General features: G+C 64.5%; 23 protein-coding genes and 1 pseudogene. 16 read left to right on the forward strand and 8 right to left on the reverse strand.

Annotated features, from left to right (window positions below; translation table 11 throughout):
- Positions 1-99: 99 nt before the first annotated feature.
- The 3 genes from QCE69_RS27840 to QCE69_RS27850 all read left to right on the forward strand — a co-directional run bounded on the left by QCE69_RS27840 (position 100) and on the right by QCE69_RS27850 (position 5,997).
- On the forward strand, positions 100-1,665 hold the full coding sequence (locus tag QCE69_RS27840) for a methyl-accepting chemotaxis protein (RefSeq protein ID WP_309925202.1): 1,566 nt from the start codon (positions 100-102) through the stop codon (positions 1,663-1,665).
- 7 nt (positions 1,666-1,672) lie between these two features.
- Positions 1,673-4,543 (forward strand): EAL domain-containing protein, encoded by a 2,871-nt coding sequence (locus tag QCE69_RS27845; protein ID WP_309934133.1) that lies wholly within the window; start codon positions 1,673-1,675, stop codon positions 4,541-4,543.
- A gap of 317 nt (positions 4,544-4,860) precedes the next feature.
- On the forward strand, positions 4,861-5,997 hold the full coding sequence (locus tag QCE69_RS27850) for a porin (protein ID WP_309934136.1): 1,137 nt from the start codon (positions 4,861-4,863) through the stop codon (positions 5,995-5,997).
- A gap of 42 nt (positions 5,998-6,039) precedes the next feature.
- Here the strand turns inward: QCE69_RS27850 and QCE69_RS27855 are convergent, their stop codons facing one another.
- Positions 6,040-7,188, reverse strand: a complete 1,149-nt coding sequence (locus QCE69_RS27855) for an NAD(P)/FAD-dependent oxidoreductase (protein WP_309934137.1) — start codon at positions 7,186-7,188, stop codon at positions 6,040-6,042.
- 373 nt (positions 7,189-7,561) lie between these two features.
- Here QCE69_RS27855 and QCE69_RS27860 point away from each other — a divergent pair, with 373 nt between their 5' ends.
- From QCE69_RS27860 to QCE69_RS27880, 5 genes are all read left to right on the forward strand, one after another.
- Positions 7,562-9,121, forward strand: a complete 1,560-nt coding sequence (locus QCE69_RS27860; protein WP_309934139.1) for a hypothetical protein — start codon at positions 7,562-7,564, stop codon at positions 9,119-9,121.
- Between the two features lie 374 nt (positions 9,122-9,495).
- Positions 9,496-9,957: a hypothetical protein gene (locus tag QCE69_RS27865; RefSeq protein ID WP_309934140.1), complete on the forward strand. Its 462-nt coding sequence runs from the start codon at positions 9,496-9,498 to the stop codon at positions 9,955-9,957.
- Positions 9,958-10,082: 125 nt separating this feature from the next.
- Entirely contained in the window at positions 10,083-10,565 is a 483-nt protein-coding gene (locus tag QCE69_RS27870) for a molybdopterin-dependent oxidoreductase (RefSeq protein WP_309934142.1), read from the forward strand.
- A complete protein-coding gene (locus tag QCE69_RS27875) occupies positions 10,562-11,113 on the forward strand; it encodes a nitrogen fixation protein NifQ (protein WP_309925216.1) in 552 nt (183 codons plus the stop codon). Before QCE69_RS27870 ends, QCE69_RS27875 begins: the two co-directional genes overlap by 4 nt.
- Before the next feature lie 37 nt (positions 11,114-11,150).
- On the forward strand, positions 11,151-11,552 hold the full coding sequence (locus QCE69_RS27880) for a LysR family transcriptional regulator (protein WP_309818066.1): 402 nt from the start codon (positions 11,151-11,153) through the stop codon (positions 11,550-11,552).
- A 17-nt stretch (positions 11,553-11,569) separates the two neighbouring features.
- Here QCE69_RS27880 and QCE69_RS27885 read toward each other — a convergent pair whose 3' ends face one another.
- Positions 11,570-12,871, reverse strand: coding sequence for a DUF2325 domain-containing protein (locus QCE69_RS27885; RefSeq protein ID WP_309934144.1), 1,302 nt, complete (start codon positions 12,869-12,871; stop codon positions 11,570-11,572).
- A gap of 286 nt (positions 12,872-13,157) precedes the next feature.
- Here QCE69_RS27885 and QCE69_RS27890 point away from each other — a divergent pair.
- Positions 13,158-13,376, forward strand: a pseudogene (locus tag QCE69_RS27890) (biotin/lipoyl-containing protein); the annotation flags it as partial.
- Between the two features lie 168 nt (positions 13,377-13,544).
- Complete coding sequence (lpdA, locus tag QCE69_RS27895; RefSeq protein ID WP_309934218.1) at positions 13,545-14,954, forward strand: dihydrolipoyl dehydrogenase; 1,410 nt, start codon at positions 13,545-13,547, stop codon at positions 14,952-14,954.
- Here the strand turns inward: lpdA and QCE69_RS27900 are convergent.
- Positions 14,951-18,406, reverse strand: coding sequence for a response regulator (locus QCE69_RS27900; protein WP_309934146.1), 3,456 nt, complete (start codon positions 18,404-18,406; stop codon positions 14,951-14,953). The genes lpdA and QCE69_RS27900 overlap by 4 nt on opposite strands.
- A 374-nt stretch (positions 18,407-18,780) precedes the next feature.
- Between QCE69_RS27900 and QCE69_RS27905 the strand changes: the two genes are divergently transcribed.
- On the forward strand, positions 18,781-19,095 hold the full coding sequence (locus tag QCE69_RS27905; RefSeq protein ID WP_309925223.1) for a hypothetical protein: 315 nt from the start codon (positions 18,781-18,783) through the stop codon (positions 19,093-19,095).
- Here the strand turns inward: QCE69_RS27905 and QCE69_RS27910 are convergent.
- Complete coding sequence (locus QCE69_RS27910; protein ID WP_309925225.1) at positions 19,089-20,030, reverse strand: LysR substrate-binding domain-containing protein; 942 nt, start codon at positions 20,028-20,030, stop codon at positions 19,089-19,091. The two genes, QCE69_RS27905 and QCE69_RS27910, sit on opposite strands and share 7 nt — an antisense overlap.
- Before the next feature lie 253 nt (positions 20,031-20,283).
- Between QCE69_RS27910 and QCE69_RS27915 the strand changes: the two genes are divergently transcribed.
- The 5 genes from QCE69_RS27915 (at position 20,284) to QCE69_RS27935 (ending at position 24,505) form a co-directional block, all read left to right on the forward strand.
- A complete protein-coding gene (locus QCE69_RS27915; RefSeq protein WP_309925228.1) occupies positions 20,284-21,543 on the forward strand; it encodes an aromatic ring-hydroxylating dioxygenase subunit alpha in 1,260 nt (419 codons plus the stop codon).
- 79 nt (positions 21,544-21,622) lie between these two features.
- Positions 21,623-22,405 (forward strand): DeoR/GlpR family DNA-binding transcription regulator, encoded by a 783-nt coding sequence (locus QCE69_RS27920; RefSeq protein WP_309934147.1) that lies wholly within the window; start codon positions 21,623-21,625, stop codon positions 22,403-22,405.
- A complete protein-coding gene (locus QCE69_RS27925; RefSeq protein WP_309934149.1) occupies positions 22,402-23,586 on the forward strand; it encodes an MFS transporter in 1,185 nt (394 codons plus the stop codon). The genes QCE69_RS27920 and QCE69_RS27925 overlap by 4 nt, the downstream gene beginning before the upstream one ends.
- Positions 23,583-23,966: a VOC family protein gene (locus QCE69_RS27930; RefSeq protein ID WP_309934152.1), complete on the forward strand. Its 384-nt coding sequence runs from the start codon at positions 23,583-23,585 to the stop codon at positions 23,964-23,966. Before QCE69_RS27925 ends, QCE69_RS27930 begins: the two co-directional genes overlap by 4 nt.
- A gap of 95 nt (positions 23,967-24,061) precedes the next feature.
- Positions 24,062-24,505 carry a DUF2501 domain-containing protein gene (locus QCE69_RS27935; protein WP_309925237.1) on the forward strand — a complete coding sequence of 148 codons (444 nt, stop codon included), beginning with the start codon at positions 24,062-24,064 and terminating at the stop codon, positions 24,503-24,505.
- Between the two features lie 69 nt (positions 24,506-24,574).
- On the opposite strand, the gene QCE69_RS27940 is transcribed toward QCE69_RS27935, so the two are convergent.
- The 4 genes from QCE69_RS27940 to QCE69_RS27955 form a co-directional block, all read right to left on the reverse strand.
- Positions 24,575-24,931 carry a hypothetical protein gene (locus QCE69_RS27940; protein ID WP_309925239.1) on the reverse strand — a complete coding sequence of 119 codons (357 nt, stop codon included), beginning with the start codon at positions 24,929-24,931 and terminating at the stop codon, positions 24,575-24,577.
- Between the two features lie 176 nt (positions 24,932-25,107).
- Positions 25,108-25,326 (reverse strand): hypothetical protein, encoded by a 219-nt coding sequence (locus tag QCE69_RS27945; RefSeq protein ID WP_309925240.1) that lies wholly within the window; start codon positions 25,324-25,326, stop codon positions 25,108-25,110.
- 97 nt (positions 25,327-25,423) lie between these two features.
- Positions 25,424-26,167, reverse strand: a complete 744-nt coding sequence (gene phbB / locus QCE69_RS27950) for an acetoacetyl-CoA reductase (RefSeq protein ID WP_309925242.1) — start codon at positions 26,165-26,167, stop codon at positions 25,424-25,426.
- 161 nt (positions 26,168-26,328) lie between these two features.
- The coding region (locus QCE69_RS27955) for a hypothetical protein (RefSeq protein ID WP_309934219.1) at positions 26,329-26,426 on the reverse strand (98 nt) is incomplete at its 5' end.

A 26,426-nucleotide genomic window follows, 5' to 3' on the forward strand; every position in this document is an offset into this window, starting at 1 on the left:
ACCGTTCAGTCCTGTCCCAACACGCCGTAAGGCCGCCTAGAAAGCTTAAGCGACCACTAAAAAAACGCCTTCGGACAACTCGAACAAGGAAGAACAACCATGTCAGGCAACCTGCGAGTCAAGACCAAACTCGCGCTCGGATTCGGCATGCTCACTGCGGCCGTGCTGATCGTAGCGGCGCTCTCGATCGAGGCGCTGCGGGAAAGCAACACGCGCTTCATGTCCTACGTGCACGGCATCAATGCGCGCGCGACGCTGGCCGAACACATCCGGACCGATGTCGACCGGCGGGCCATCGCGGCGCGCAATCTCGTGCTGGCCACCCGGCCCGAGGATATCGAACTCGAGAAAGCCGCGGTCATGCAAGCGCACGAAGACGTGCAGCGAGACTTGCGTATCTTCAAGGACAGGGTGGCCGGCGCGCAGGATGTCACGCCGGAAGTGCGGGCCCGCGTGGCGGAGATCGACCGCGTCGAGGCGCTCTACGGGCCAGTGGCATTGCATATCGTCGATCTCGCGCTGAAGGGGCAACGGGAGGAAGCCATCGCGCGCATCAACGACGACTGCCGTCCGCTGCTCGCCGCGCTCGTCAAGGCGACGCAAGATTATTCGGAACTGACGCAGCGACGCGAGGAACAGCTCGTCACCGAATCCGAACGCCATTACGCCACCGCGCGCCTCCTGCTGAGCGGCGTCTGCGCGCTGGCGGCGCTGGGCGCCGTGCTGGCGGGCTTCGTCATCACGCGCGGCGTGATGCGCGCGCTGGGCGCGGAACCGGATGCGCTGAGCGCCGTCGCGCAACGCGTCGCGAGCGGCGATCTCGCGCCGGTCGCCCACGCCGATGCCGCCCCACGCGACAGCGTGCTTGCCTCGATGAGCACCATGCAGAAAAATCTCGTGCAACTCATCGGCAATGTGCGGGCATCCGCCGATCACATCGCCACGGGTTCGAGCCAGATTGCATCGGGCAATGTCGATCTTTCGACCCGCACCGAACAGCAGGCGGCATCGCTCGAAGAAACCGCATCCAGCGTCGAGGAACTCACCACGACCGTGCGCCAGAACGCCGAGCACGCGCAGCAGGCCAACGCGCTCTCGGCCAGTGCGAGCGCCGTCGCCAGCGACGGCAGCGTGGCCGTCACCCGCATGATCGAAACCATGTCCGAGATCAGCGCGCGTTCGAGCCAGATTGCGAACATCACGGGCATCATCGACAGCATTGCCTTCCAGACGAACATCCTGGCGCTCAATGCCGCCGTCGAAGCTGCACGCGCGGGCGAGGAAGGACGCGGATTCGCCGTCGTCGCCGCGGAAGTGCGCAGCCTCGCGCAGCGCTCGTCCAGTGCCGCGAAGGAAATCAAGGCGCTGATCGATACCTCGGTGGAGCGCATTGCCGAAGGCTCCTCGCTGGCGGGCAAGGCCGGCGTGACCATGACGGACGTCACGCAGGCCGTGTCCAAGGTGCGCGACATCATGGGCGAAATCGCCGCCGCGTCCAGCGAACAGAGCCGGGGCATCGAGCAATTGAGTCACGCCATCTTGCAGATGGATCAAGTCACGCAGCAAAACGCGGCGCTGGTGGAAGAGGCCGCGGCGGCGGCGCAGTCGCTCGATGACCAGGGACGCCGCCTGACGGATGCCGTGTCCACCTTCCGCGTAGCCTGATCAACGTATGAACGACGAAGACTTCCTGACTTGCGGCAACGCGGACGCGTCCAGCGAACTCGTGTATCGACGGCTCGTGCAGAGCATCACCGGCTATGCCATCTATATGCTCGACGTGGACGGCATCATCACGACCTGGAACGCGGGCGCGCAGAAGGCGAAGGGCTATGCCGCCGATGAGATCATCGGCCGCCATTACGGCTGTTTCTATTCCGTCGAGGAACGGCTGGACGACCTGCCCGGCCGCAATCTGGAAACCGCGCGCACCACCGGCAAGTACGAAGCCGAAGGCTGGCGCGTGCGCAAGGACGGCAGCCGCTTCTGGGCGCACGTGGTCATCGACGCATTGCGCGACGAACACGGCGTCCTGTTCGGCTTCGCGAAGATCACGCGCGACTGCACCGAACAACGGCGCGTCAGCGAATACGCGTTCGATCAGGAACGGCGCTTCCGCTTCCTCGTGCAAAGCGTGACCGACTATGCCATCTACATGCTCGACATCAATGGCATCGTGTCGAACTGGAATGCCGGCGCGCAACGCACGAAAGGCTATAGCGCGGATGAGATCGTCGGACGGCATTTCAGCTGCTTCTACACGCCCGACGATCAGGCCGCGGGCCTGCCCGCCCGCAGTCTCGCGACGGCGCTCGCGCAGGGCAAGTACGAGACCGAGAGCTGGCGCGTGCGCAAGGACGGCACGCACTTCTGGGCGCATGTCGTCATCGACCCGATCTACGACGACAACGGCGAGCTGTTCGGCTTCGCCAAGGTCACGCGCGACCGCACCGAAGCCCGCGCATTGCAGAAGCAGACGCGCGATCACGAGCGCAGCTTCCGGCTCCTGATAGAAGGCGTCACCGACTACGCGATCTACATGCTCGATGCGAACGGCATCGTGTCGAACTGGAACGCCGGGGCGCAGCGCGCGAAGGGTTACAAGGCGAGCGAGATCGTCGGCAAGCATTTTTCCTGTTTCTACGATCCGCGCGACCAGGAACAAGGGCTGCCGCAACACGGACTCGACACCGCGCGCGCCCATGGCAAGTTCGAGGCACTGGGCTGGCGCTTCCGCAAGGACGGCACGAAGTTCTGGGCGCACGTGCTGATCCAGCCGATCTACGACGATCGTGGCGACCTGTTCGGCTTTGCCAAGATCACGCGCGACTGCACCGAGCAGCGCGAGACCTCGCTGGCGCTGGAAGAGACCACGCGCAATCTCGACCTCGCGCTGGAAAACATGCTGCAAGGCTTGTGTCTGTTCAACCGGCGCGGCCGTCTGGTGCTATGCAACGACCAGTTCGCGCGCATCCTCTCGATTCCCGCCGACAGCCTGCCCGCCGGCATCTCGTTGCGCACCGTGCTGCGCCGCATCTGCGACCGCAAGTCCGGCGCGCGCGACGATGCGGTCAATGCAGTCGACGAACTGCGCCGCAATCTGCTGCGCGGCTCCGCGCCGGGAACAGAGCAGACCACCATCGAATTCCAGCACCTCGGCCGCAGCATCGGGGTCGTGACGCGGCTGCTGTCGCATGGCGGCTGGGTATCGACGATCGAGGATGTCACCGAGCGCCGCGCCGCCGAACGGCGCATCTCGCATCTGGCGCATCACGATCACCTGACGGACCTGCCGAATCGCGTGAGCTTCAAGGAACGCCTGGAGCATCTCGTCGATGCGGTCACGCCCGAGCATCCGTTCGCCCTGCTCTATCTCGATCTCGACCGCTTCAAGGTGGTCAACGACACGCTGGGCCACCACGCGGGCGACGAACTGCTCAAGGCGGTGTCGCAGCGGCTGGGCTCGCTGTTGCGCGCAAGCGATCAGCTGGCGCGCCTGAGCGGCGACGAGTTCACCATCCTGCAGACGTGGGCCCGCACACCGGACGATGCCGCCGCCCTCGCGCAGCGTTGCATCGACGCGCTGGTGACGCCGTTCGAGATCGTCGGCAATGAGGTGACGGTGGGGGTGAGCATCGGCATCGTGTGCTGCACGGTAGGAAGCGTCGATGCCGACAATGTCCTGCAGCAAGCCGATCTCGCGCTCTACAAGGCCAAGCGCGAGGGCCGCAACTGCTTTCGCATCTACGAGCGCGGCATGAACGATCCGCTGCGCCTGCGTAACGAACTCGAAGACGACCTGCGCCGCACGCTGCGCGCGGACGAACTCGAAGTGCATTACCAGCCGATCGTCGATGCCCGCAGCGGCCGCACCACCGCCTGCGAAGCGCTGCTGCGCTGGCATCATCCGAAGCGCGGGCTGATCTCGCCGGCCGAATTCATTCCGATTGCGGAAGAGCGCGGCCTGATGCCGGAAATCGGCGCGTGGGTCATGCAGCGCGCGTGCCGCGATGCCGCGAAATGGCCCGCCCATGTGCGGCTCAGCATCAACGTTTCGCCGGCGCAATTGCTCTATGAAGACTTCACGCGGGTGCTGCTGCGTTCGCTCAACACGGCGGGCTTGCAGGCGCACAGGCTCGAGATCGAGATCACCGAGACCGCGCTGCTCGAAACCTCGGGCACGCCGCACCGCATTCTCAACGAGATCCGTACGCTTGGCGTGGGCGTCGCGATGGACGACTTCGGCACGGGCTATTCATCGCTGAGCATCCTGCAAAGCTTTCCGTTCACGCGGGTGAAGATCGATCGCGGCTTCGTCAACGGTCTTGGACGCAATCCGAAGTCGGCGGCGATCGTGCGCGCCATCAGCGAACTATGCCGCAGTCTCGGCCTGCCGATCACGGCGGAAGGCGTGGAGACGGCCGAGCAACGGCAAGCGCTGCTCGGCGAGCATTGCGATGAACTGCAGGGCTTTCTGCTGTCGCGCGCGCTGACGACGCGGGCCGTCGAGTCGTGGCTGATCAAGGAATCTCTCCCGCAATAGGCCGAGCGCCATTCGTTTCGCTCTCGTTGGATCTTCCAGAAAGTTACCGCATTTGACGGCGCTTGAATGCGGCTGACTGCGATTGACGCATGGCCCCGCGCGAACACTTTGTTTCAAAACGCGTTTTCTCTTTAGTGCCGCGTCTGAAGCCGCGCACGCCCAACATTCCGTAACGAATGCACGAACGAACGGCGTCGGAGCCCGTGATTTAATCCGGCCTCCGACGCGTCGACCGGTCGATCGGACGGGCTGTTCGCGCGAGGCATGCATGTCTTGCGCAACACAGGCACATCCTCAAGCTCTCTTGGAGAAACACAGTGAAGAAATCCTTATTCGCGCTGACCGTGCTCGGCACCGTCGCGGGCACGGCGCATGCACAGAGCAGCGTGACGCTCTACGGCCTCATCGACGCGGGGCTGACCTATACGAACAACCAGGGCGGCTCGCACAACATCCAGGCGACGAGCGGCGCCGTCAACGGCAGCCGCTGGGGCCTGCGCGGCGCGGAAGATCTCGGCGGCGGGCTGAAGGCGATCTTCACCCTCGAAAACGGCTTCAACATCATGAACGGCAATCTCGGGCAGAACAGCCGCGAGTTCGGCCGGCAGGCGTTCGTCGGTTTGTCGAGCAACCAGCTGGGCGCGCTCACGCTCGGCCGGCAGTACGATTCCGTCGTCGATTATCTCGGCCCGCTCGCGCTCACCGGCACGCAATTTGGCGGAACGCAGGCCGCGCATCCGTTCGACAACGACAACCTCGACAACTCGTTCCGCGTCAGCAACGCCGTCAAGTATCAGAGCGTGAACTACGGCGGCTTCAAGTTCGGCGGCCTGTATGGTTTCTCGAACGAGGCCGGCGGCTTCGCGACGAATCGCGCTTATAGCGTCGGTGCGTCGTATGCGTTCGGGCCGTTGAACGTGGCAGCGAGCTACATGCAGTTGAACAACGCAGGCGCGACGCTGAACGCGAGCGGCGCGGTCAGCGACGACGCAACCTTCGCGGCAAGCCGTCAACGCACCTTCGGCGCCGGCGTCAGCTATGCGTTCGGCCCGGCGCAGGCAGGCTTCGTCTTCACGCAGACGCGGCTCGACGGCGCGACCGGCATCGGTGCATCGGCATCGGGCGTGACGGGCGGCATCACGCTCGACGGCGGCAGCGCGCGCTTCACCAACTACGAAGTCAACGGCCGCTATAACCTGACGCCCGCGTGGTCGCTGTCCGGCGCCTATACCTTCACCGACAGCCATCTGCAGGGCGTCGATCCGAAGTGGAATCAGATCAGCCTGCAAACGGCGTACGCGCTCTCGAAGCGCACCGACGTCTATCTGCAAGGCGTGTATCAGCACGTGAGCGATACGGGCGACTCGGGCATCACGGCGGCGATCAACGGTCTGTCGGCGTCATCGACGAACAGCCAGGTTTCGGCGACGGTGGGCTTGCGGCATCGTTTCTGAGTACGACGGGCTTGGCGTGGGCACGGCGTTCGCGGCGGTGCTTCAATGTGCCGCGAACAGTTCCACCATGCTCTGCGGCGCGTGTTCGCCGAAGAATCGCTCGTGGTTGCGAGCGGTTCGATCGGCGAATGCGGCGCTGCGTGGGAACAGCGCGTTTTCGTAGGCTTCGAGCGCTTTTTCGATGTTGTCGCGATGTTCGCACAGCGCCAGGCCCAGTGCGGCGCCGTCCTGGATGGCAAGGTTGGCGCCTTCGCCGGCGAACGGCGACATCAGGTGCGCCGCATCGCCCACGAGGGTCACGCCTTCAGTTTCAGTGCGTGCCCAGTGATGATGGGGCGGCAGGGCGTGGATCGGGCGGATCACGAGGTCCGTCTCGCTATCCAGTATCAAGGCTCGAAGCTCGGCAGCCCATCCTTCGAATTCATGCGCGAGTCGGGCCAGCGAGGACGAGCGCTTGGCGAAGTCGATCGTGTCGAACCAGTCTTCCGGCTTCTGCAACGCGACGTACACACGCACCGTGCCATCCGCGTAGCGGTGCGCAAGGATGCCCTTCCCCGGTTCTACCGCCATCAGCGTTCCCGTTTCGATTGCAGTCGATACTGTCGAGCCGGACGGATGGCTGGTCTCCATGAAGGTCGTGCCAGTGTAGGCCGGCTTTGCAGCGGACACGAGCGGCCGAACCCGGGACCATGCGCCATCGGCACCGATCAATAACGCTGTGCGCTCGGTTACGCCGTTCTTGAATGCGATCTCGTGGTTGCCCTCTTGCAGACGGCTCACACGGGTCAGTTTGTGGCCCCAGCGGATCGTATCGGCCGGTAGCGAATCGATCAGCATGCGACGCAACGCGCCTCGGTCGACTTCAGGCCGCGTGGGTGCGGCGGAGGCGGGCTGGTCGAACAGGATGGTCGCGTGTCTGTCGACCACACGCTTGGCGTCCTCGCCTGGAAGCACGAGATCGAGAAAGCGATCGTAGAGGCCCGCGGCTTTCAGGCCTGCCTGGCCGTTGTATTCGTGGATGTCGAGCAGGCCGCCCTGTGAGCGCGCGTCGGGAGAGGGTTCGGCTTCGTAGATCGTCGAACGAAATCCGTTGATGTGCAGGACGCGAGCGAGCGTCAGGCCGCCCAGGCCAGCACCGATGATTGCAATGCGGGCCGCTGCGACGTTCGAGGAAACGAGGGGTGGGTTCATGGCGCGTTCCGATAAGTACGAGCGAATCGCGCGGAAACACGACGGCTCGTAACGGTTCCGACGGGATGTCGGAGGAAACGCTGGTCAGCCCGAACCGAGTGGTTTGAGTGACGTGTGCGCGGTCTTTCGATCAGCGGTTTAGGGCGCTTGCGCGCTCAGGCTGATTTGGACGACCGTTTTTCGCGAATGTCAGACCGGGAGTATTGCATGGAAGGGCGTTGCGAGGGGAGAAGAACCGGGCGCTGATTGGGGTCCGCGCCCGGGTCTTGAGTCGATCGTGGGTGTGTCGATGGCACGAGGCCGGCCGGAACGTGCGAGTCCGGTCGATCTCGTGCTTTCTTGGCTTGTAGTTAGCGTTCTTGTGCTGGGGTTAGTGGTTGCCGCCGCCGCCGCCACCACCGCCGCCGCCGCCACCGCCGCCGCCGCCGCCATTGCCGTGGCCGCCGCCGCCATTGCCGTGACCACCACCACCGTTGCCGTGGCCGCCACCACCGTTGCCGTGGCCTCCATCGCCATGGCCACCACCGCTGCCGGCTCCATGGCCACCATCGCCGTGACCGCCGCTGCTGCCGCTGCCGCCGCCAACGCCGTGGCCACCGTCGCCATGGCCTCCATCGCCGTGACCACCGCTGCCGTTACCGCCGCCAACGCCGTGGCCGCCATCGCCATGGCCGCCGTCACCGTGACCACCGCTGCCGTTGCCGCCGCCAACGCCGTGGCCGCCATCACCATGGCCGCCGTCACCGTGACCACCGCTGCCGTTGCCGCCGCCAACGCCGTGGCCGCCATCGCCATGGCCGCCGTCACCGTGACCACCATCGCCGTGACCGCCGCTGCCATTGCCGCCGCCGCCAACACCATGACCGCCGTCGCCATGACCACCGCTGCCGTTGGCACCGCCGACACCGTGGCCGCCATCACCATGACCGCCGTCGCCGTGGCCACCATCGCCGTGACCGCCGCTGCTGCCGGTGCCACCGCCGACGCCGTGGCCGCCGTCGCCATGACCTCCGTCACCGTGGCCACCATCGCCGTGACCGCTGCTGCCATTGCCGCCGCCAACGCCGTGACCGCCATCGCCGTGGCCGCCGTCACCGTGACCGCCGTCACCATGACCGCTGCTGCCATTGCCGCCACCAACGCCGTGACCGCCATCGCCGTGACCGCCATCACCATGGCCGCCGTCGCCATGACCGCCGTCACCATGACCACCGTCACCATGACCGCCATCACCATGGCCGCCGTCGCCATGACCGCCGTCACCATGACCGCCGTCACCATGGCCACCATCGCCGTGACCGCCGTCACCATGTCCGCCATCGCCATGGCCGCCATCACCATGACCGCCGTCACCATGGCCACCGTCGCCATGACCACCATCACCATGGCCGCCATCACCGTGACCGCCGTCACCATGGCCGCCATCACCATGACCGCCGTCACCATGGCCACCGTCGCCATGACCACCATCACCATGGCCGCCATCACCGTGACCGCCGTCACCATGGCCACCGTCGCCATGACCACCATCACCATGGCCGCCGTCACCGTGACCGCCGTCACCATGGCCACCGTCGCCATGACCACCATCACCATGGCCGCCGTCACCATGGCCGCCGTCGCCGTGACCGCCATCGCCATGACCACCATCGCCATGACCGCCGTCGCCATGGCCATGACCGTCACCGCCGTGACCGTGACCATGACCGTTGCCGCCGCCATCACCCGTGCTGCCCCCTCCTGTACTACCTCCGCCTGTACTGCCTCCTCCCGTACTACCCCCTCCCGTGGTACCCCCTCCTGTACTACCCCCTCCCGTACTACCCCCTCCCGTACTACCCCCGCTCGTGCTACCCCCTCCACCCGTCCCACCCGAACCGCCACTCGATCCACCCACACCCGAACTCGAACCGCCCCCTTGCCCACCGGCTGACACAGCGCCGCCTCCCGACGTCGCGCCGCCTCCCTGACCGGATGCCCCGTTCCCGGCGCTACCGCTGCCGCTGCCCGTACCGGTGCTGCTGCCGGCGGTGCCGGTGCCCGACGTACCGTTGCTCCGGCTACCGCTCCTCAACGCAACCGAGCGTCCCGGCAACACCGCCGCCTGCGCCACAGACTGCGTGGCCGGCACAGCCGCGGCCATGGTCTGCGTCCCGACCACACAACCCGTCGATGTCAGGTTATTGCAAGCATCCTGTGAGGAAGCTGCATGTGAAAGATTCGACACCGCCGCAGCAATGACGAGCACGCTAAGCCTGAGTGCCGTCCTCAATTCATATTTGTTCGAGTTCCTCATGTTTTCCCCGTATGAGCAGTCGCGCCGCCTCTGGTGATGCGGATAACGCGATGTGGGGCAAGAATGGCAGTCTGGAAATGTTGTTCTGTGCGCTACTCAACCGAGCGCCCGGCGGCTGCGAGCAAGCACGTGCGCGTCCGCGCAGAAAACGTTTGCAGAAGACTCAAAAGCAACTGTCGCAATTACTTGGGACGAAGACTAACCAGCGCAAGCTTTACCTTGAAATGATCCCGAAGCACGCCGTTGGCGATCCAGATACCTCGTCGATTAATACGCCATCCGAACTAAAGCTCTCAGGCAAGAATCCGTACAAATTGCTTTCTTTCCGATCAACACAGAATGGATTACGAAAGAAACTCGCTGGCGCCTGCCGATGTCATGCTGACAACCAGCACACGCAGCGCCTTTCAAGAATCGAACACCGAAACCCTGAAAAGGCAGATACACGACATTTCCCGAAGAAGATGTCATGAGCGACGATCCCGTAATATATTCAGTGATACAGCGATGTCCGGCCCAAGCCGTCTTGAGCAGCCACGCCAACCCGTGCGCAGCTTTCGATGTCCTTTCGCTCATTCCAACCAGAAGCCCTGCTCACATGCTTTCACTCAGCCAGGAAATTCGCAGCCCGCACGTGGAGATCGGTGGCGCGGTGCAAATGCCTCTCAGGCTCGATGTTTCCGCGTTGCGCGAGTTCGCCTGCACGCGCATCGAGCCGTTCGATCTGATCTGCTTTTCGACCGGCCGTTATATCCGTCCGATGGGAAGCTATCGCGGCGTCCCGTTACGCACGCTGCTGGACGCGGCGGGCGTGCGTCGGCCGGACAATACGGATTTCAAGCGCACGGTGTTCCTCGCGCAGGCGCACGACGGCTATGCCGTCACCTTCTCATGGCATGAGCTGTTCAACACGCCGATCGGCGCGCAAGTGATCGTCGCCTACGAATGCGCGGATCGCGAACTGGGTGTCGAAGACGGCCTGCCGGTGCTCGTATCCGGCGCGGACACGGTGCATGCGCCGCGGCACATGAAACGCCTCGTGCGCGTCGATGCTCACATTCTGGGAACCTCGCATCCATGAACGATGCCACGCGCGCGTTGCTGACTCACGCCGTCGCGCCCCCTTCCGCCGATACCGTGCTGTTCGCGCGGCTGATCGGCGCGCGCATCGAAGCGGGCGATACGGCCCTGCTGGGCCTCGATCGCATCGCACTCGCCGCATTGCTCGACCGTCATTTCCCGCACGCGTCGAATACCCCGGAAGCCCCGCGGCAGATCGTGCTGACGCCCCATCATGCGTTCGTCCGCCGTCTGCACGGCCTGCTGATGTGGCACGACCGCACCGCGACACACGCATGGCACGACGCACTGTGTCTCGCGACCATCATCTCGGCCGCGACCTTGCGTCCGGATCATCTCTGGCGCGACCTCGGTCTCGACGGCCGCGACGACGTCACCGACATGCTGCAGCGTCACTATCCCGCGCTGGTCGCGCGGAACACGGCGAATCTGCGCTGGAAGAAGTTTCTGGCTCAGGAAGTGGCCTGCGCGGAAGGCGTCGCGCCTACGTGCGCGCCGGGTTGTCCGGGCTGCGAGGATTACGCGTTCTGTTATCCGGGGCAGTCATAGCCCATCGCGCCGATGTCGTTCGTGTATTCTCTCGGGCATGGCGACGACCCTCAAATCCAAGGACAGCGCAAAGGAAGCGGACACGGCAAAGCAGCCGGCCGAAGTGCGCTTTCGCATGCGCATCACCAAAGGCGAAACCATCGCGCTCGGTCCGGGCAAGGTTGCGCTGCTCGAAGCGATCCGCGAGCAAGGTTCGATATCGGCGGCCGCACGCAGCCTTGACATGTCGTACCGGCGCGCGTGGCTGCTCGTCGACGAACTGAACCGCTCGCTCAAGTCACCCGCGACGCTCTCCGAGCAAGGCGGCCAAAGCGGCGGCGGCTGCGTGCTCACGCCGGTCGGCGAACGCATCATCAAGCTGTATCGCGATGTCGAAGCTCAGGCCGAGGCAGCCTGCGCCCGGCAGATCGCTTCTCTCACGCAATTGCTCAAACCCTGAGCCCCGAAGCTTTCCTGCTAGCCGTGACGCAGACAGAAGGCCGATGGTGGCGGTGACGCCGGGCTCACATCCCGCGCGCCCGCGCCAAGCCGCCCGACGAACTCCACGAAACTCGCCACGCTCGCCGTACGCAGCGGTGAATACGGCACGCCGTGACGCTCGCAAACACGCTTGAGCATGTTCATCGAATCGTGATCGATGCAATCGACGGGAAACAGCACCGCGTCGGCATTCGGCAGCGCCGCCGCAAGCAAGCCCTTGCGATCTTCGATGCCGCCATCGTGCACAACCAGTTCGCCGCCCGCCGCAGCCGTCAGCGACCTGAGCAGCGCATTCGAATTCGGCCTCCCGCCCACATAGACGATGCGCTTCCCTTCCAGCCATTCGACCGCGCGCCGGCGTGTCTCAGGCTCATCGCCGGCGGCGAGCGTCGCGCGTTCGAGCGCCGCGCATTCCGCCTGCACCACCTTCAATAACGCCTGCGTCTCGCCCAGGCTGTTGCGCAATGCGCGCGACTGTTCCTCTTCCTGCAGCACGCGCTGCTCGACACTTTCACGACGGCTCGTATGCAGCGCCAGGCGCCGCTCGCCGTCCTCGACCTTCTCGCGCAGACGCTCGATTTCGTCTTCGAGTTCGATGGTCGAGCGTTCCGGCTTGCGCGCGGCCAACTGCAAGGCAAGCTCATGCGCCTGCCTGACGGCGGCATCGCGTTCGGCGCTCAATTCCAGCACCCGCGCCTGCTGGCGCTCCAGCTTGTCGCCGAGTTCCTGGTTCTCGGCTTCGAGCGCGACCAGACGCCGAATGTCCGCGCGATTCGCCGCGCCGACCAGATGCGACAGCATGTGCAGTTCGCCGAACGCGTACTGACGCACTTCGATGCTCGCGTGCGGATGCGACATCACGGCCCAGTAAGCAGGCGGAATGTCGCCGGATTTGAGCGCTTCGTTCCACAGATCGAGCAGCGCCTGGGTATCGCGCGCGCTGTCGAAGCGGCGGATCGCGCCTGAATACCGTTCGTCGAGCGCCTTGTGCAGCGCCTTCGCACCCGCGCCGCCGGCAATGGCCAGCTCGACCGCCGCGTGATGGATCTCCAGATCGCTCGCGTGATAGCGGTCGAGGTCGGTGAACTTCGGCACGAGCTTGCGCAGCTCGCCCGTCGAAAGACACGTACCGATGACCGAGCAGTGCAGTTGCGAGTCCAGTTCCGCGAGGCGCGCGCGACGGCGCACCGGACGCGGAACGGCCTCGCCCGGTTGGCAGCAGGCGTCGCCATGCGCATGGGCATGCGTGCGCGCGAGTTGGAACGGCGGGGTTTGCATGATCACCTCGGGCTCGATCGGCAGGGCCAGGACGAGCGCGGATGCCGCGCGCAGACGCGACATGGCGCCCCGGCAAGATCAGTCGAAAGCTTTTTCGCAATATACCACCGAATATAGCGACGACGAAAACGCACCGGCCGTCCGTGCCTTGCCGCGCGCGGGCTACGGACACGGCGTATCCTACGACTTCGGCGCGCCGGGCCGGCCGTGCAAGGTCGCGTCCGCAAGGCGCCGCGCCGGACGTTTCCAATCGCGAACAACGCGCTCGCTCACAAGGAGAATCTGAATGGCCAGGGTTGAAGTCAAGGTTCCGCAGCTTTCCGAATCCGTCACTGAAGCGACGATGCTGCCGTGGAAGAAAAATGCGGGCGACGCCGTGGCACAAGACGAAACGCTCGTCGAACTGGAAACTGACAAGGTTGTGCTCGAAGTGCCCGCGCCCGGCGCCGGCACGCTCGTGGAAGTGCTGAAGAAAGCAGGCGACATCGTTCACGCCGATGAAGTGCTCGCCGTGATCGATACCGAAGCGAAGGCATCGGCGGCCCCTGCGGCAGCTGAAAAGCCGGCAGCAGCCGCTGCACCCGCAACGCCTGAGAAGCCCGCAGCACCCGCGCAAGCCGCCGCACCCGCGCCCGCACCCGCCCCGGCCGGTCAGAAAGCCGATTTCGACGTCATCGTGATCGGCTCCGGGCCGGGCGGCTATATCGCCGCGATCCGCGCCGCGCAACTCGGCCGCAAGGTCGCCTGCGTCGAGGAATGGATCAATCCGGCGGGCAAGCCGAAACTCGGCGGCACCTGCCTGAACGTCGGCTGCATTCCGTCTAAAGCGTTGCTGGCATCGTCGGAGGAATTCGAGAAGGCCAGCCTTCACTTCGGCGACTTCGGCATCAAGATTGACAACCTGTCCGTCGATGTCGAGAAGATGGTCGGACGCAAGGAAGCGATCGTCGAAAAGATCACCGGCGGCGTGGAATTCCTGTTCCGCAAGAACAAGATCACCTGGCTCAAAGGTCACGGCAAGCTCGCCGGCAAGGATGGCGGCAACTTCAAGATCGAAGTGAGCGGCGACGGCAAGAGCGAAAGCCGCACCGCGCAGCACGTGATCATCGCGACGGGCTCGAAGGCGCGGCATCTGCCGAACGTGCCGGTGGACAACAAGATCGTCTCCGACAACGAAGGCGCCCTCGCCTTCACCTCCGTGCCGAAGAAGCTCGCGGTGATCGGCGCGGGCGTGATCGGGCTGGAACTCGGCTCGGTGTGGCGTCGGCTCGGCGCGGAAGTGACGATTCTCGAAGCGCTGCCCGAATTCCTCGGCACCACGGATACCGCGCTGCAAAAGGAAGCCGCCAAGCTGTTCAAGAAGCAGGGCCTGGCCATTCATCTCGGCGTCAAGATTGACGGCGTGAAGACGACGGATTCGAGCGTGTCGATTTCCTACCAGGACAAGGACGGCAACGCGCAGACGCTGGACGCGGACCGGCTGATCGTGTCGATTGGCCGCGTGCCCAACACCGACAATCTCGGCCTCGATTCAATCGGTCTGGCGGCCGATGAGCGCGGCTTCATTCCCGTCGACGGTCATTGCGCGACGAAGGTACCGAACGTGTACGCGATCGGCGATGTCGTGCGCGGCCCGATGCTCGCCCACAAGGCCGAGGACGAAGGCGTGCTGGTGGCGGAGATCATCGACGGTCAGAAGCCGCATATCGACTACAACTGCATTCCGTGGGTGATCTACACGCACCCGGAGATCGCGTGGGTCGGGCAGACTGAGCAGGCGCTGAAGGCGGAGGGCCGCGAGATCAAGGCAGGGCAGTTTCCGATGCTCGCCAATGGCCGCGCAATGGGCATCGGCGAGACCGATGGCTTCATCAAGATCATCGCCGATGCCAAGACCGACGAGATTCTCGGCGTGCATATCATTTCGGCGAACGCGTCGGATCTGATCGCGGAAGCCGTTGTCGCGATGGAGTTCAAGGCGGCGGCGGAGGATATCGGACGGATTTGCCATCCGCATCCTTCGCTTTCGGAGGTGATGCGCGAAGCGGCGCTCGCGGTGGACAAGCGGGCGTTGAATATTTAAACGCGCCGCGCCATCCACACCCTCAACAACGAGTAAAGCCGGTCGATGTCGATCGGCTTTGCCAGATAGTCACTCGCCCCCGCCGCGAGACACTGTTCCTGATCGTCCTTCATCGCCTTCGCCGTGATCGCGATGACCGGCAGCTTCCTGAAGCGCGCATCCTCGCGGATGCGCCGCGTCGCCTCCAGTCCGTCCATGCCCGGCATCATCACATCCATCAGCACGACGTCGATGCCCGGATTCTTGTTGAGCGCCTCGATCGCCTCGAAGCCGTTGCGGCCGATCTCCACCTTCAGCCCCTGATGCTCCAGCGCGCTCGACAGCGAGAAAATGTTGCGGATGTCGTCGTCCACCAGCAGCACGCGCCGGCCATCCAGCACGCGATCCCGCGAACGCGACACATGCAGCATCGCCTGGCGGTCCGCCGACAGATCCGTTTCCACCTTGTGCAGGAACAGCGTCACTTCATCGAGCAGACGTTCCGGCGAGCGCGCGCCCTTGATGATGATCGACTGCGAATAGCGCAACAACTCCGCTTCCTCGTCATGCGTCAGGTTGCGGCCCGTGTAGACGATCACCGGCGGGAACGAATAGGCGTCGATCGCGGCCATCTGGCGCAGCAGGTCGCCGCCCTGCATGTCCGGCAGTTTCAGGTCGATGATCATGCAGTCGAAGATCGTCGTCTTCAGCATGTCGAGCGCTTCGCGTCCGTATTCGACCGGCGTGATCTCCACGTCCGCATCGCTGATCAGTTCGACGATGCTCTGGCGCTGACGCGCATCGTCTTCCACCAGCAGCACGCGCTTGATCTTCTGGCTGCTCTTTTCCTCGAGCCGCTGGAAAATCTCCAGCAACTGCTCGCGTGTGGTCGGCTTGACCGCATGGCCGATCGCTCCGAGATGCAGCGCCGCTTCGCTGCGGTCCGTCGCCGACACCACATGCACGGGAATATGCCGCGTCCGCGCATTCGCCTTCAGTTCCTGCAACAGCACCAGGCCCGAGCGGTCCGGCAAGCCGATGTCGAGCAGAATGGCGCTCGGCGCGCTCTCCTGCGCGAGCCGCAACGCCTCGCCTGCCGTGCCGCTCACGATGCAGCGATAGTCCAGCTCGTGCGCGAGATCGAACAGCACCTGGGCGAAGCGCGCGTCGTCCTCGACCACCAGCACGAGGCGACGGCCAGGCGCGGGATCCTCGTGGCGATCGTCGTCGATCACGCGGGCGGGCTCGACTGCTGCCATCGGTTCCACCACTTCAACTTCATCCACGGATTCCACCGGCTCCAAAGCTTGCGGAACTTCAACAGCCGCGTCATACGCAAGCGGCATCGTCAACGTAAAGGTGCTGCCCGTGCCTGGGACGCTGCGCACCGCAATCGTGCCGCCGAGCAAGTGCGCCAGGCTGCGTGAAATCGACAGGCCCAAGCCCGTGCCGCCGTAATGACGGCTCGTGGTGCCATCGGCTTGCTGGAACGCCTCGAAGATCGCATCGAGCTGATCCGTCGCGATGCCGATACCCGTGTCCTTTACTTCGAACTCCACCGCACGCGAGGAATCCGCGTTCCGCAGCGTCAGCGAAACGACGCCGGCATCCGTGAACTTGATCGCGTTCGACAGCAGATTCTTCAACACCTGTTCGAGCCGCCGCGCGTCGGTTTCGAGCGTCGGATAGCCGGCCATCTCGTTGCGCAGTTCGAGCGTGAGCTGCTTCTGCCGCGCGAGCGGTTCGAACGTGCGCCGCAGCGTTTCCACGATGCGTTGCAGCGGCACGTCCTCGATATGCAGATCCAGCTTGCCCGCCTCGACCTTCGAAAGATCGAGGATGTCGTTGATCAGGTTCAGCAGGTCGTTGCCCGCGGAATAGATGGTCTGCGCATACTTGATCTGATCGCCGTTCAGGTTGCCGCTCTTGTTCTCGGAAAGCAGCTTCGCGAGAATCAGCGAGCTGTTCAACGGCGTGCGCAGTTCGTGCGACATGTTCGCCAGGAACTCCGACTTGTAGCGGCTCGCGCGCTGCAACGCATCGGCGCGCGTTTCGAGTTCGCCCTGCGCCGCGTTGAGCGCCGAATTGCGCTCGTCGAGCACGCGCGCCTGCTCCGCCAGTTGATCGTTGGTCTGCTCCAGCTCGGCCTTCTGGTTCGCAAGATAAGCCTGTGCCTGGGAAAGCGCGGTCGTCTGCTGCTCCAGTTCTTCGTTGGTGGTGCGCAGTTCTTCCTGCTGCATCTGCAATTCTTCGTTCAGTTGCTGCGTTTCCTCCAGCACGCGCTGCAAGCGCTCGCGATACTGCGCCGCATCGACGAAATCGCCGATGTTCCGCGCCACCAACTCCAGGAACTGCCGGTCGCGCGGACTGAGCGCGTGCATCGCGCCGAGTTCGAGTGCGCCGTTCGCGCGCCCTTCGTTTTCGATCGGCACGATCACGAGACTCGCCGGCGCGCTCCCGCCGAGCGCCGAGGTGACCTTCCAGTAACCGGACGGCACCTCGGCGACGCTCGTCAGCTTGCGCGCATGCACCGCTTGCCCGACCAGACTCGTCACGCCCGCCAGCGATCCCGGCACCGCCGCGCTGGCCGGATCGAAGCCGAAGCTGGCGGTGCGCTTGAGCGTGCCGTCGGCTTCGCGCACATAGAACGTGCCGAGCGAAATCTTCAGGTAATCGGAGAGGAAATCGAGAATGGACTGGCACAGCTGATCCAGCGTTTGCCGTCCGATGACCGTCTCCGCAAGCTGCCGCTGGCCGTCGCGCAGCCACGCCTGCTCCTGGAGCGCTTTCGTCTGCCGTTCCTGTTCGTCGATCGCCGCGCCGAACGCGCCCGACAGGCCCATCAGCTCGCGCCGGCCGAACACCGCCAGCACGACCGAAAGCGCCAGGCTCAGGATCATGAACACGGCGACGGTAATCGTCGTCAGTTGCCTGGCGGATTCAATACGCTGCAAGCGCAGCGTCTGCTCGATGTTGAGAAAGGCGTCGAGCTCACGCCCGGATTCCGCGCGTTCCGCGGAACCGCGTCCGGCACGCACGAGCGCGGCGGAATCCTGCTGGCGGCGGCGCGCGTCGATCAGCGCGTCGGCCACCTTGTCCCATTGCGCCTGCAACGCGCGGATGCGGATCAGGCGGTCCACCTGCGGCGTGTTGTCGGACACGAGGCCCGCGAGCGTGTCGATATCCGCCGACAGCTTCGGCTTCGCCGTCTCATAGGGCGCGAGGAAGGACTCGTCGCCGGTCAGCAGGAAGCCGCGAACCGCGCTCTCCTTGTCGCTGACCAGCCGGCCGATCTCCTGCGCATTGCCGATTACGCGCTCGGAATGCTCGACCCAGTTGATGCCCGAAAGCAGATACAGCACGAGCGCCAGGAAGGCGACCGCCGTGACGATGCCCGTCGCGAGCGGCAGCGTGATGTTGCGCAGAAGAATCCGACGAAAGCTGGCCTCGTCGACACCGGACCGCAAGGGCATAAACAGCTCCGATTAAGCGTGGCGGCCGCCCGGCGAGAACCGGCTGTCTGGATGACGCCAATCGCCGCGGCCGTTTCTAAAGTTGTAATTGTGGTTCCAGCCGGTGCGCATCATAACCGCTTTGAATCCGCCGCGCGGGAGCCGCCGGACGGGTGGGCGAAGGGTACATCGTATCGGCTTCCGAAACGGACGCGGCCATCCTTGCGCCTCCCTGAATATTTGCGCGCGCCGCCTTACAATCGACGCACGGCATACAGCCGCCACGGCCACGAGGAAAGCGTCATCGGCCCGGAGAAAGTGCTTGCGAGTTGTTTCACCGGTTTTCGCGGCCCATTCCGGCCGCGCGACGTTCAACCGATCTCTCTGGAGAGGCTATGAAAGCAACGCTCGGCAGCAGACTTGCCGTTTCCCTGATGGCGGCCGTATTCGGGCTGTCGGTCGCGCCGCTCGCCAGCGCCCAGGACAGCGCCGCCACCAATGGCGCCACGCAGGCCGCGCCCACCACCAAGGCCGACCAGAAAGCGGCGCGCAAGGCCGCCCGCAAGCAGGCCCGCGCCAAGAAGAACGCCGAACTCAAGAAGCTCGAGGACGCCGGCTACAACCCGGCCGTGCGCGACGACGCCAAATATCCGCAGGACATCCAGGACGCGCAGAAGAAGGCCGGCATCGGCCGGGGCGCGAGTCAGTAAGCGGTTTTTCCGGCGCTGCCCGCGTCCTGTGACGCAGCAGCGCCCTCTTCCCGCTTGTCCGGCACGGCGGGTTCCTCATGCAGCCATTCGACCAGGCCGTCGATGGACGAGGTAATCGACCGTCCGTGCGGAACCACGATGTAGTACGCGTCGGCGGGCTTGCATGAGGCCGTATGCAGCCGCACCAGTTCGCCCGACGCCAGGAAGTCCGTCACGAGCCGCGCCCAGCCGAGCGACACGCCCTGCCCGCAGCGCGCCGCCAGCACGGCATCGGAATAAATGCTGCAGCGAAGCGCGTAATTCAGGCGCGCCGGGCGATGCCCCACCGACGCAAACCACGCCTCCCAACCCATCCAGCCTTCCGAAGTCGAATCCGAGCCGATCAGCGGCATCTGCGCGAGCGCTTCGAGCGTCTCCGGCGCCTCGTGTTCGCGCAGCCAGTCGGGCGAGCACACGGGGAACACTTCTTCGTCGAACAGATAGGTCGAGGTGCCGTCCGTCCAGGAACCGTCGCCGAAACGCACCGCGACATCGACTTCGTTGTGACGCAGGTCCGCGATGAACATCGGATCGGTCAGGCGCAACTGCAGCTTCGGTTGCAGCCGCTTCAGGCTGGCCAGACGGGGAACGAGGCGCAGCTGCGAGAAGGCGGCGGTGGACGCCAGCACGAGTTCGCGCTGCTCGAAACCGGTGGAAAGACGGTCGAACACGCCCGCGATCTTCTGCATCGACTCCGCGACCACCAGATAAAGCGACTCGCCTTCGCCCGTCAGCGAGATGGAGCGGTGCAGGCGATGGAACAGCCTCACGCCGAGCGTCTCTTCCAGCACCTTCACCTGCCGGCTGACGGCCGCCTGACTGACGCCCAGTTCGCTCGCCGCATGCGTGAAGCTGCCGAGCCGCGCGACGGCTTCGAACTCGACCAGCGCGGTCATGGAAGGAATGATCCGCCTGTAACCTTTGGGGCCTCTTGCATTCTTCATCTGACGACGGTTCCTGTCCGGTGAATACAGCGTTCGAAGACTGCGGCAGGCGCGATTCTGCCTCAATTTTCACGGCTCGATACGCATAACATAGAGTAATGCGAGACGGAGATTAAAGGACATTGACGCTCACAGGCGGCACTCCAATACTGCGCGTACGGCGGCTGGGAACGCCCGCCGGAAACACATTCCTCTGGAGCGCATCGTGTCAGCCACTCCCCACAAGACCCATCGCGAACTGCTCGACAGCCGGGAGCCCGGCTGCGGCTTTCCGGGCGAAGTATTCAGTCGGCAGGACGTGTTCGAGAACGATCTCGACGTCTTCTTCAGCAAGCTCTGGATTCTCGCCGGCGTGACAGCGGACATTCCCGAGCCGGGCGATGTCTCCACGGTCGAAGTGGGCCGGGCATCGATCATGATCGTGCGCGACGACGACGACAACATCCGCACCTATCGCAACGTCTGCCGTCATCGCGGTTCGCGGATCATGAAGGAGGCGGGCAAGGCGAGTGTCGGCATGCTGGTGTGTCCGTATCACCAATGGACCTACGATCTCGACGGCAGTCTCAAGCACGCCGCGCACATGGGCAAGGATTTCGACGCCAAGTGCAAGAGCCTGATCCCGGTCCATACGAAGGTGATCGGCAGCCATATCTACGTGTGTCTCGCCGATGATCCGCCGGAAGACGTCATGAAGCTCGATCAGGCGATGACGCCGCGCTTCGCGCCGCATCAGATGCAGCGCACGAAGATTGCGTTCGAGGCGGAGATCATCGAGAACGGCAACTGGAAGCTCGTGATCGAGAACAATCGCGAGTGCTATCACTGCGAAGGCACGCACCCCGAGCTGTCCAATTCGTTCCTGCCGGAAGACTTCGGCTACTGTCTCGACGGTCTCGGCGAGGAAGCCGTCAGGGACTACGAAGCCTATACGGCGCGCAACGAGAAAAGCCGCGAAGACTGGGAGCGGGACGGCTTCATCTGCGAGCTGGTGGAAGCCGTCGATGAAAGCGCGCAGACCAATTTCCGCACGCAGCGGCTCGTTATTGCGGGCAGCAACGAATCGCAGACGATCTCGACCCGCGTGGCCAGCACGAAACTCCTCGGCGATCTGCAACGCCGCGACCTCGGCGACGTGCATCTGTGGGGACACAATTCGTGGACCCACGTGATGAGCGATCACGCGGTCGTCGCCTTCATTCTGCCGATCGCGCCGGACAAGACCGTCGTGCGCACCAAGTGGCTGGTTCATGAGGATGCGGTGGAAGGCGTGGACTACGACGTGCCGACGCTCACGGAAGTCTGGCTCGCCACCACGCGCCAGGACGCCGATCTCGTCGCGAACACGCACAGCGGCACGCAGGATCCGGCCTATGTGCCGGGCCCGTATTCGCGCTACACCGAAACCGCGCTCGACCAGTTCTGCCGCTGGTATGACGCGCGTCTGAGCGAGCACGGCATCTGAAACTCCATTGACGTGCATGGTTCACATGCACGTTTATGCACGTTTACATTCTTGTTTGTGCACACTAGAATGCACACTCATGAATGAAGACATCCCACTCGCCCGCCGCGATGAGATCGCGGCGCGGCTCGCACAAGGCCAGCCGGTCGTCGCGGCGGCGCTCGCCACGGAATTCCATGTCTCGGAAGACGCCATCCGGCGCGATCTCCGCGCGCTGGCGGCGGAAGGCCGCTGCCGCCGGGTGTACGGCGGCGCGTTGCCGATCACGCCGGCATCGGCGCCCATGGCCAGCCGGATCGACCAGGCCCAGGAACGCAAGGCAGCGCTGGCGCGTGCGGCGGTGCCGCTGATCGGACCGGGCGAACTTCTGTTCCTCGACAGCGGCAGCACCAATCTCTCGCTGGTCGCCCTGCTTCCGGAAGACTTCGGCCTCACGGTCGCGACCAACTCCGTCGATATCGCCGCCGCCGTACTGCGCCGCGCCGACCTGCCGCTCATCATGACCGGCGGCGGCGTCGACCCGGCGGTCGGCGGGTGTGTCGATGCGCAAGCCATGCAGCAGGTCGCGCAGATGAACATCGACCGCTGTTTCATCGGCTCGTGCGCCATTTCGTCGAAGGCGGGCATCAGCGCCTTCTCGCTCGCCGACGCAAGCTTCAAACGCGCAGTGCTGGCCGCCAGCCGGCATGGCATCGTGCTCGCGCTCAACGACAAGTTCGACGCCCGCGCGCCGCATCGCATCGCCGCCGTCAAAGCGATCGGCAGCATTGTCGTCGAGCATGATCTGCCTCGTGCGGAACGTGCGGCGTTGTCGAAAGGCGGCGCGTCCGTTCTGGCGGCTGCGGAGGCTGTCGGATCATGAACGCGCGTTCCCTTCCCGAGCAGCGTGCTTCAGAAGCGGCGCATCCGGCCGCGCGTCTCGCGACACGGCTTGCCTTCCTCGTCGCGGGCTTCGGCGTCGCGTGCTGGGCGCCGCTCGTGCCGTTCGCGAAGCAGCGTCTCGGCGTCGATGACGGCGTGCTCGGCATGCTGCTGCTCTGCATCGGTCTCGGTTCCGTCTTCGCGATGATGATGACCGGCGCGCTCAGCGCCCGCTACGGCAGCAAGCCGATCATCGTGGCGGGCGGGATCGGGCTGGCCGCCATTCTGCCGCTGCTCACGGTGGCCGACACGCCCGTCGCGCTCGGCATTGCCCTGCTCGGATTCGGCGCGTGTCTCGGCTCGCTCGATGTCGCGATGAACATCCATGCAGTCGAAGTCGAGCGCGCCGCGCAGCAACCGCTGATGTCCGGTTTTCACGCGCTGTTCAGCGTCGGTGGATTCGCCGGTTCGCTGCTCATGACGTTCCTGCTGTCGATGCACATCGGCATGTTACTGAGCGCGTCGTTGTGCGCGGGGCTCATGTTCGGCGCGATGATCGTGGCGCGTCCTCGACTGATCGAAACCGCCAGCGCGAACGACGCACCCTTGTTCGCCGTGCCGCGCGGCATCGTGCTGTTGCTGGCGGCGCTGGCTGCGATCACCTTTCTCGTGGAAGGCGCGTTGCTCGACTGGAGCGCGCTGCTGCTCACCAGCACCGGAATCGTCGCGGCCGCGCAGGGCGGACTGGGCTACATGGGCTTCTCGATCGCGATGACCGCAGGCCGTTTCGGCGGCGATGCATTGACGGCCCGCATCGGTGATCGCGCGATGGTGTTCTGGGGCGGGCTGCTTGCCATCGCGGGCTTCGTCGTGCTGCTGACCGCGCCGTCCGCCGTTGGCGCGATGAGCGGCTTCGTGCTGATCGGGCTTGGCGCTTCGAACGTGGTGCCGGTGTTGTTTCGACGCGCGGGCACCCAGCATGCGATGCCGTCCACGCTGGCCGTCGCGGCCATCACGATGACGGGCTATGCCGGGCATCTGCTCGGACCGGCGGGCGTAGGTTTTGTCGCGAAGGAAGTGGGCTTGCCCGGCGCGTTCTGGCTCCTGGCTGGTTTGCTTTGTTTCGTGCCCGTCTGTGCGCGGAGGGTGACCGCACGCGAGCCCAATGAGGTGCGTCAATGAACGTTGCGCACGTGGCGCTCTGGACGCGCGATCTAAAAACAGCGGCAGCATTCTGGCGCGCGCACTTCGGCGCGAAGATCGGAGAGCCGTATCGCAGCGAGCGCCGGCCAGGATTCGTGTCCTGCTTCGTCACGTTGCCTGACGGCGGCGCGCAGATCGAGCTGATGACGGCGCCGTGGCTCGCAAATGCCGACATCGCCGATCACGTGGGCTGGGATCATCTCGCGATCGCACTCGGCAGCCGCGCGGCAGTCGACACGATGGCGCAGCGCTGCGGTGCGGAGGGCTTGCTGATCGCGGCGCCCCGCATCACGGGCGACGGTTTTTACGAAGCTGTCATAGCCGCGCCGGACGGCACGCGCATTGAAATTACGGCATAGCTGCGCACGGCGTTTCGCCATTCACGCTGTTGCGCTGCCCGCCGGGTGCCCCGCTGAAAACCAACTATAGTGGGAGTTCACCCAGCGGAGGCTCCATGATCTTTTCAAAACGACAGGTGGGCGCGGGCAGCATTCTCGTTGCGACCTTGCTCTGTTCATCCATCGCGCAGGCGCAGCTCGGCAACCTTCTCAATCAGGGAAAGAGCAGCGGTGGCGGTGGACTGGGTAGTCTGAGCGGCCTGGGAAACGGTTTGTCGATGGACTCGCTGACATCCAGTAGCACGGGCAATGTCGCCGGCGTGCTCGAGTTCTGCGTGAAGAACAACTATCTCGGCGGCAGTGCGTCGTCCGTCAAGGACGGCTTGATGAGCAAGCTCGGCGGCTCGCCTTCCACGGACAGCGGTTATACCGATGGCGCGAAAGGCGTGCTCGACAGCGGCGGCGGCAAGACGCTCGATCTCAGCGGCGGCGGACTCAAGGAGCAGATCACGAAGCAGGTCTGCGACAAGATTCTTGCTCAGGGCAAGTCGCTTCTGTAGTTCGCTGATGAGCTGACTTGCTTCGGCACCCGTGCTGTGATCGAGGTGTCTCAGCCCGATCCCCGCAAATCACTCGTCCCGCGCCGGCGCGACACCGCCCGAAGCCGTCGTCGCGTCCGGCACGCAGGTGAACGACACCTTCGCCGTCTGCTCTTCCAGCGAGCGCACGCCGCTCGTCGCTTCGGACTTCACCGAGACGCGTTGCGAGCGTTGCTTGCAATAGTCCGTTGCGGCATCCATCGCGGCCTTGCGCGCGGTGGCCCAGGACATGCGCGTGCCTGTAGCCTTGCCCGTGACGGTGTAGCTGTTCGGTTGCGGCCCGGCGGTGATATCGCTGGTCGTGCCGCATGCAGCGAGCAGAAGCGAGAGCGCGGATGCGCCGAGTACGTGACGCAAACGTAAGAGGGATTGAAGTGGATTCGACATGCGCTTGTGAACCGTGATGAATGAGGACGGCCCGAATGGTACAAGCGCCCGCGAATTTCTTCACGGATCAGAGGAAACAAAGTGCATCATCAAGCCGAAGGCAGCCGCCGCGCACGAGTGTCCGCGCGGCTCTCGTGGATTGACCGCTCACACCCCCGGCTGTTCTTGCGCATTGCTCAGACTTCGGCGATCCGCTCCAGCAAACGTTGCAGACGGGCGTATTGACAGGGCGCAAGCCCCGGCGTCGCCAGCGCCTGCACGACGCGCGCACGCCAGTACGTCTGCGAAAACAGCGAATTTGCGCCTTCGAGACTCAATACCTGTTCGAGATGCTCGATCGCCGCATCCAGATGACCGACGCTATATGAAGGTGTGCCTTTGTAGAAATCATTCATGGGCACGATTGCTCTGGCGAGCGGTTGTTTCAGATGAGGAAACGCGCTGCTTCGGCAGCAGGGCGGCGCACGTGCGACCGTGCGCCGCCGGCCATCCTTAGTTCATGTGCTGGCCGCCGTTGATCGCGATGTTCGAACCGGTCACGAAACCCGCATCGTCCGAACACAGGAATGCGACGAGCGCCGCGACTTCTTCCGGCTTGCCGAGACGGCCGGCCGGGATCTGCGGCAGGATCTTCGTGTCGAGGATCTCTTGCGGAATCGCCGTCACCATCTTGGTGGCGAGATAGCCTGGCGAGATCGTGTTGACGGTGACGCCCTTCTTCGCGACTTCGAGCGCGAGCGACTTCGTGAAGCCATGCATGCCGGCCTTGGCGGCCGAGTAGTTGGTTTGCCCAATCTGGCCTTTCGAACCATTCACCGACGAAATGTTGATGATGCGGCCCCAGCCGCGCGACACCATTTCCTCGCACACCGGCTTGGTCATGTTGAAGACCGAGTCGAGATTGGTGCGCAGCACGGCGTCCCAGTTCACCTTGGTCATTTTCTTGAAGGTGGTGTCCTGCGTGATGCCCGCATTGTTCACGAGGATGTCGATCGGACCGACTTCGGCCTGGATCTGCGCCACGCAGTGTTGGGCGGAATCATAGTCGGCGACGTCCACGGCGAATGCGCGGATGTTGCGGCCCCGGCGGTCCATGTCGGCGAGCCATTCATTCACCTTGGCGTTGCCCGGCGAATGCGTCACGACGACCGCATAGCCCGCGTCGTGCAGCTTGATGCTGATGGCCTCGCCCAGACCGCCCATGCCGCCCGTCACCACTGCGATTCGCTTAGTCATGCTGATACTCCTCTCGAACAGATCTCTCAGATTGATGAAACTCGGAATGGCACCGGCGCCTTCCCTTTATCCCGACGCTTGTAATGATCTTGATGGTGCGTCGGGTCGCGTCTTCGCGGCGCCGGTGTGTACTTCGTGCTGCGTTGATACGTTGCGTGGACTTACGGCCGTTCCACCGCCAGCGCCACGCCCATGCCGCCGCCGATGCACAGCGACGCCAGACCCTTCTTCGCATCGCGCTTCTGCATTTCGTGCAGCA

Origin of the sequence: Caballeronia sp. LZ032, from assembly GCF_031451315.1 — a bacterium.
Taxonomy (GTDB): Bacteria; Pseudomonadota; Gammaproteobacteria; order Burkholderiales; family Burkholderiaceae; genus Caballeronia.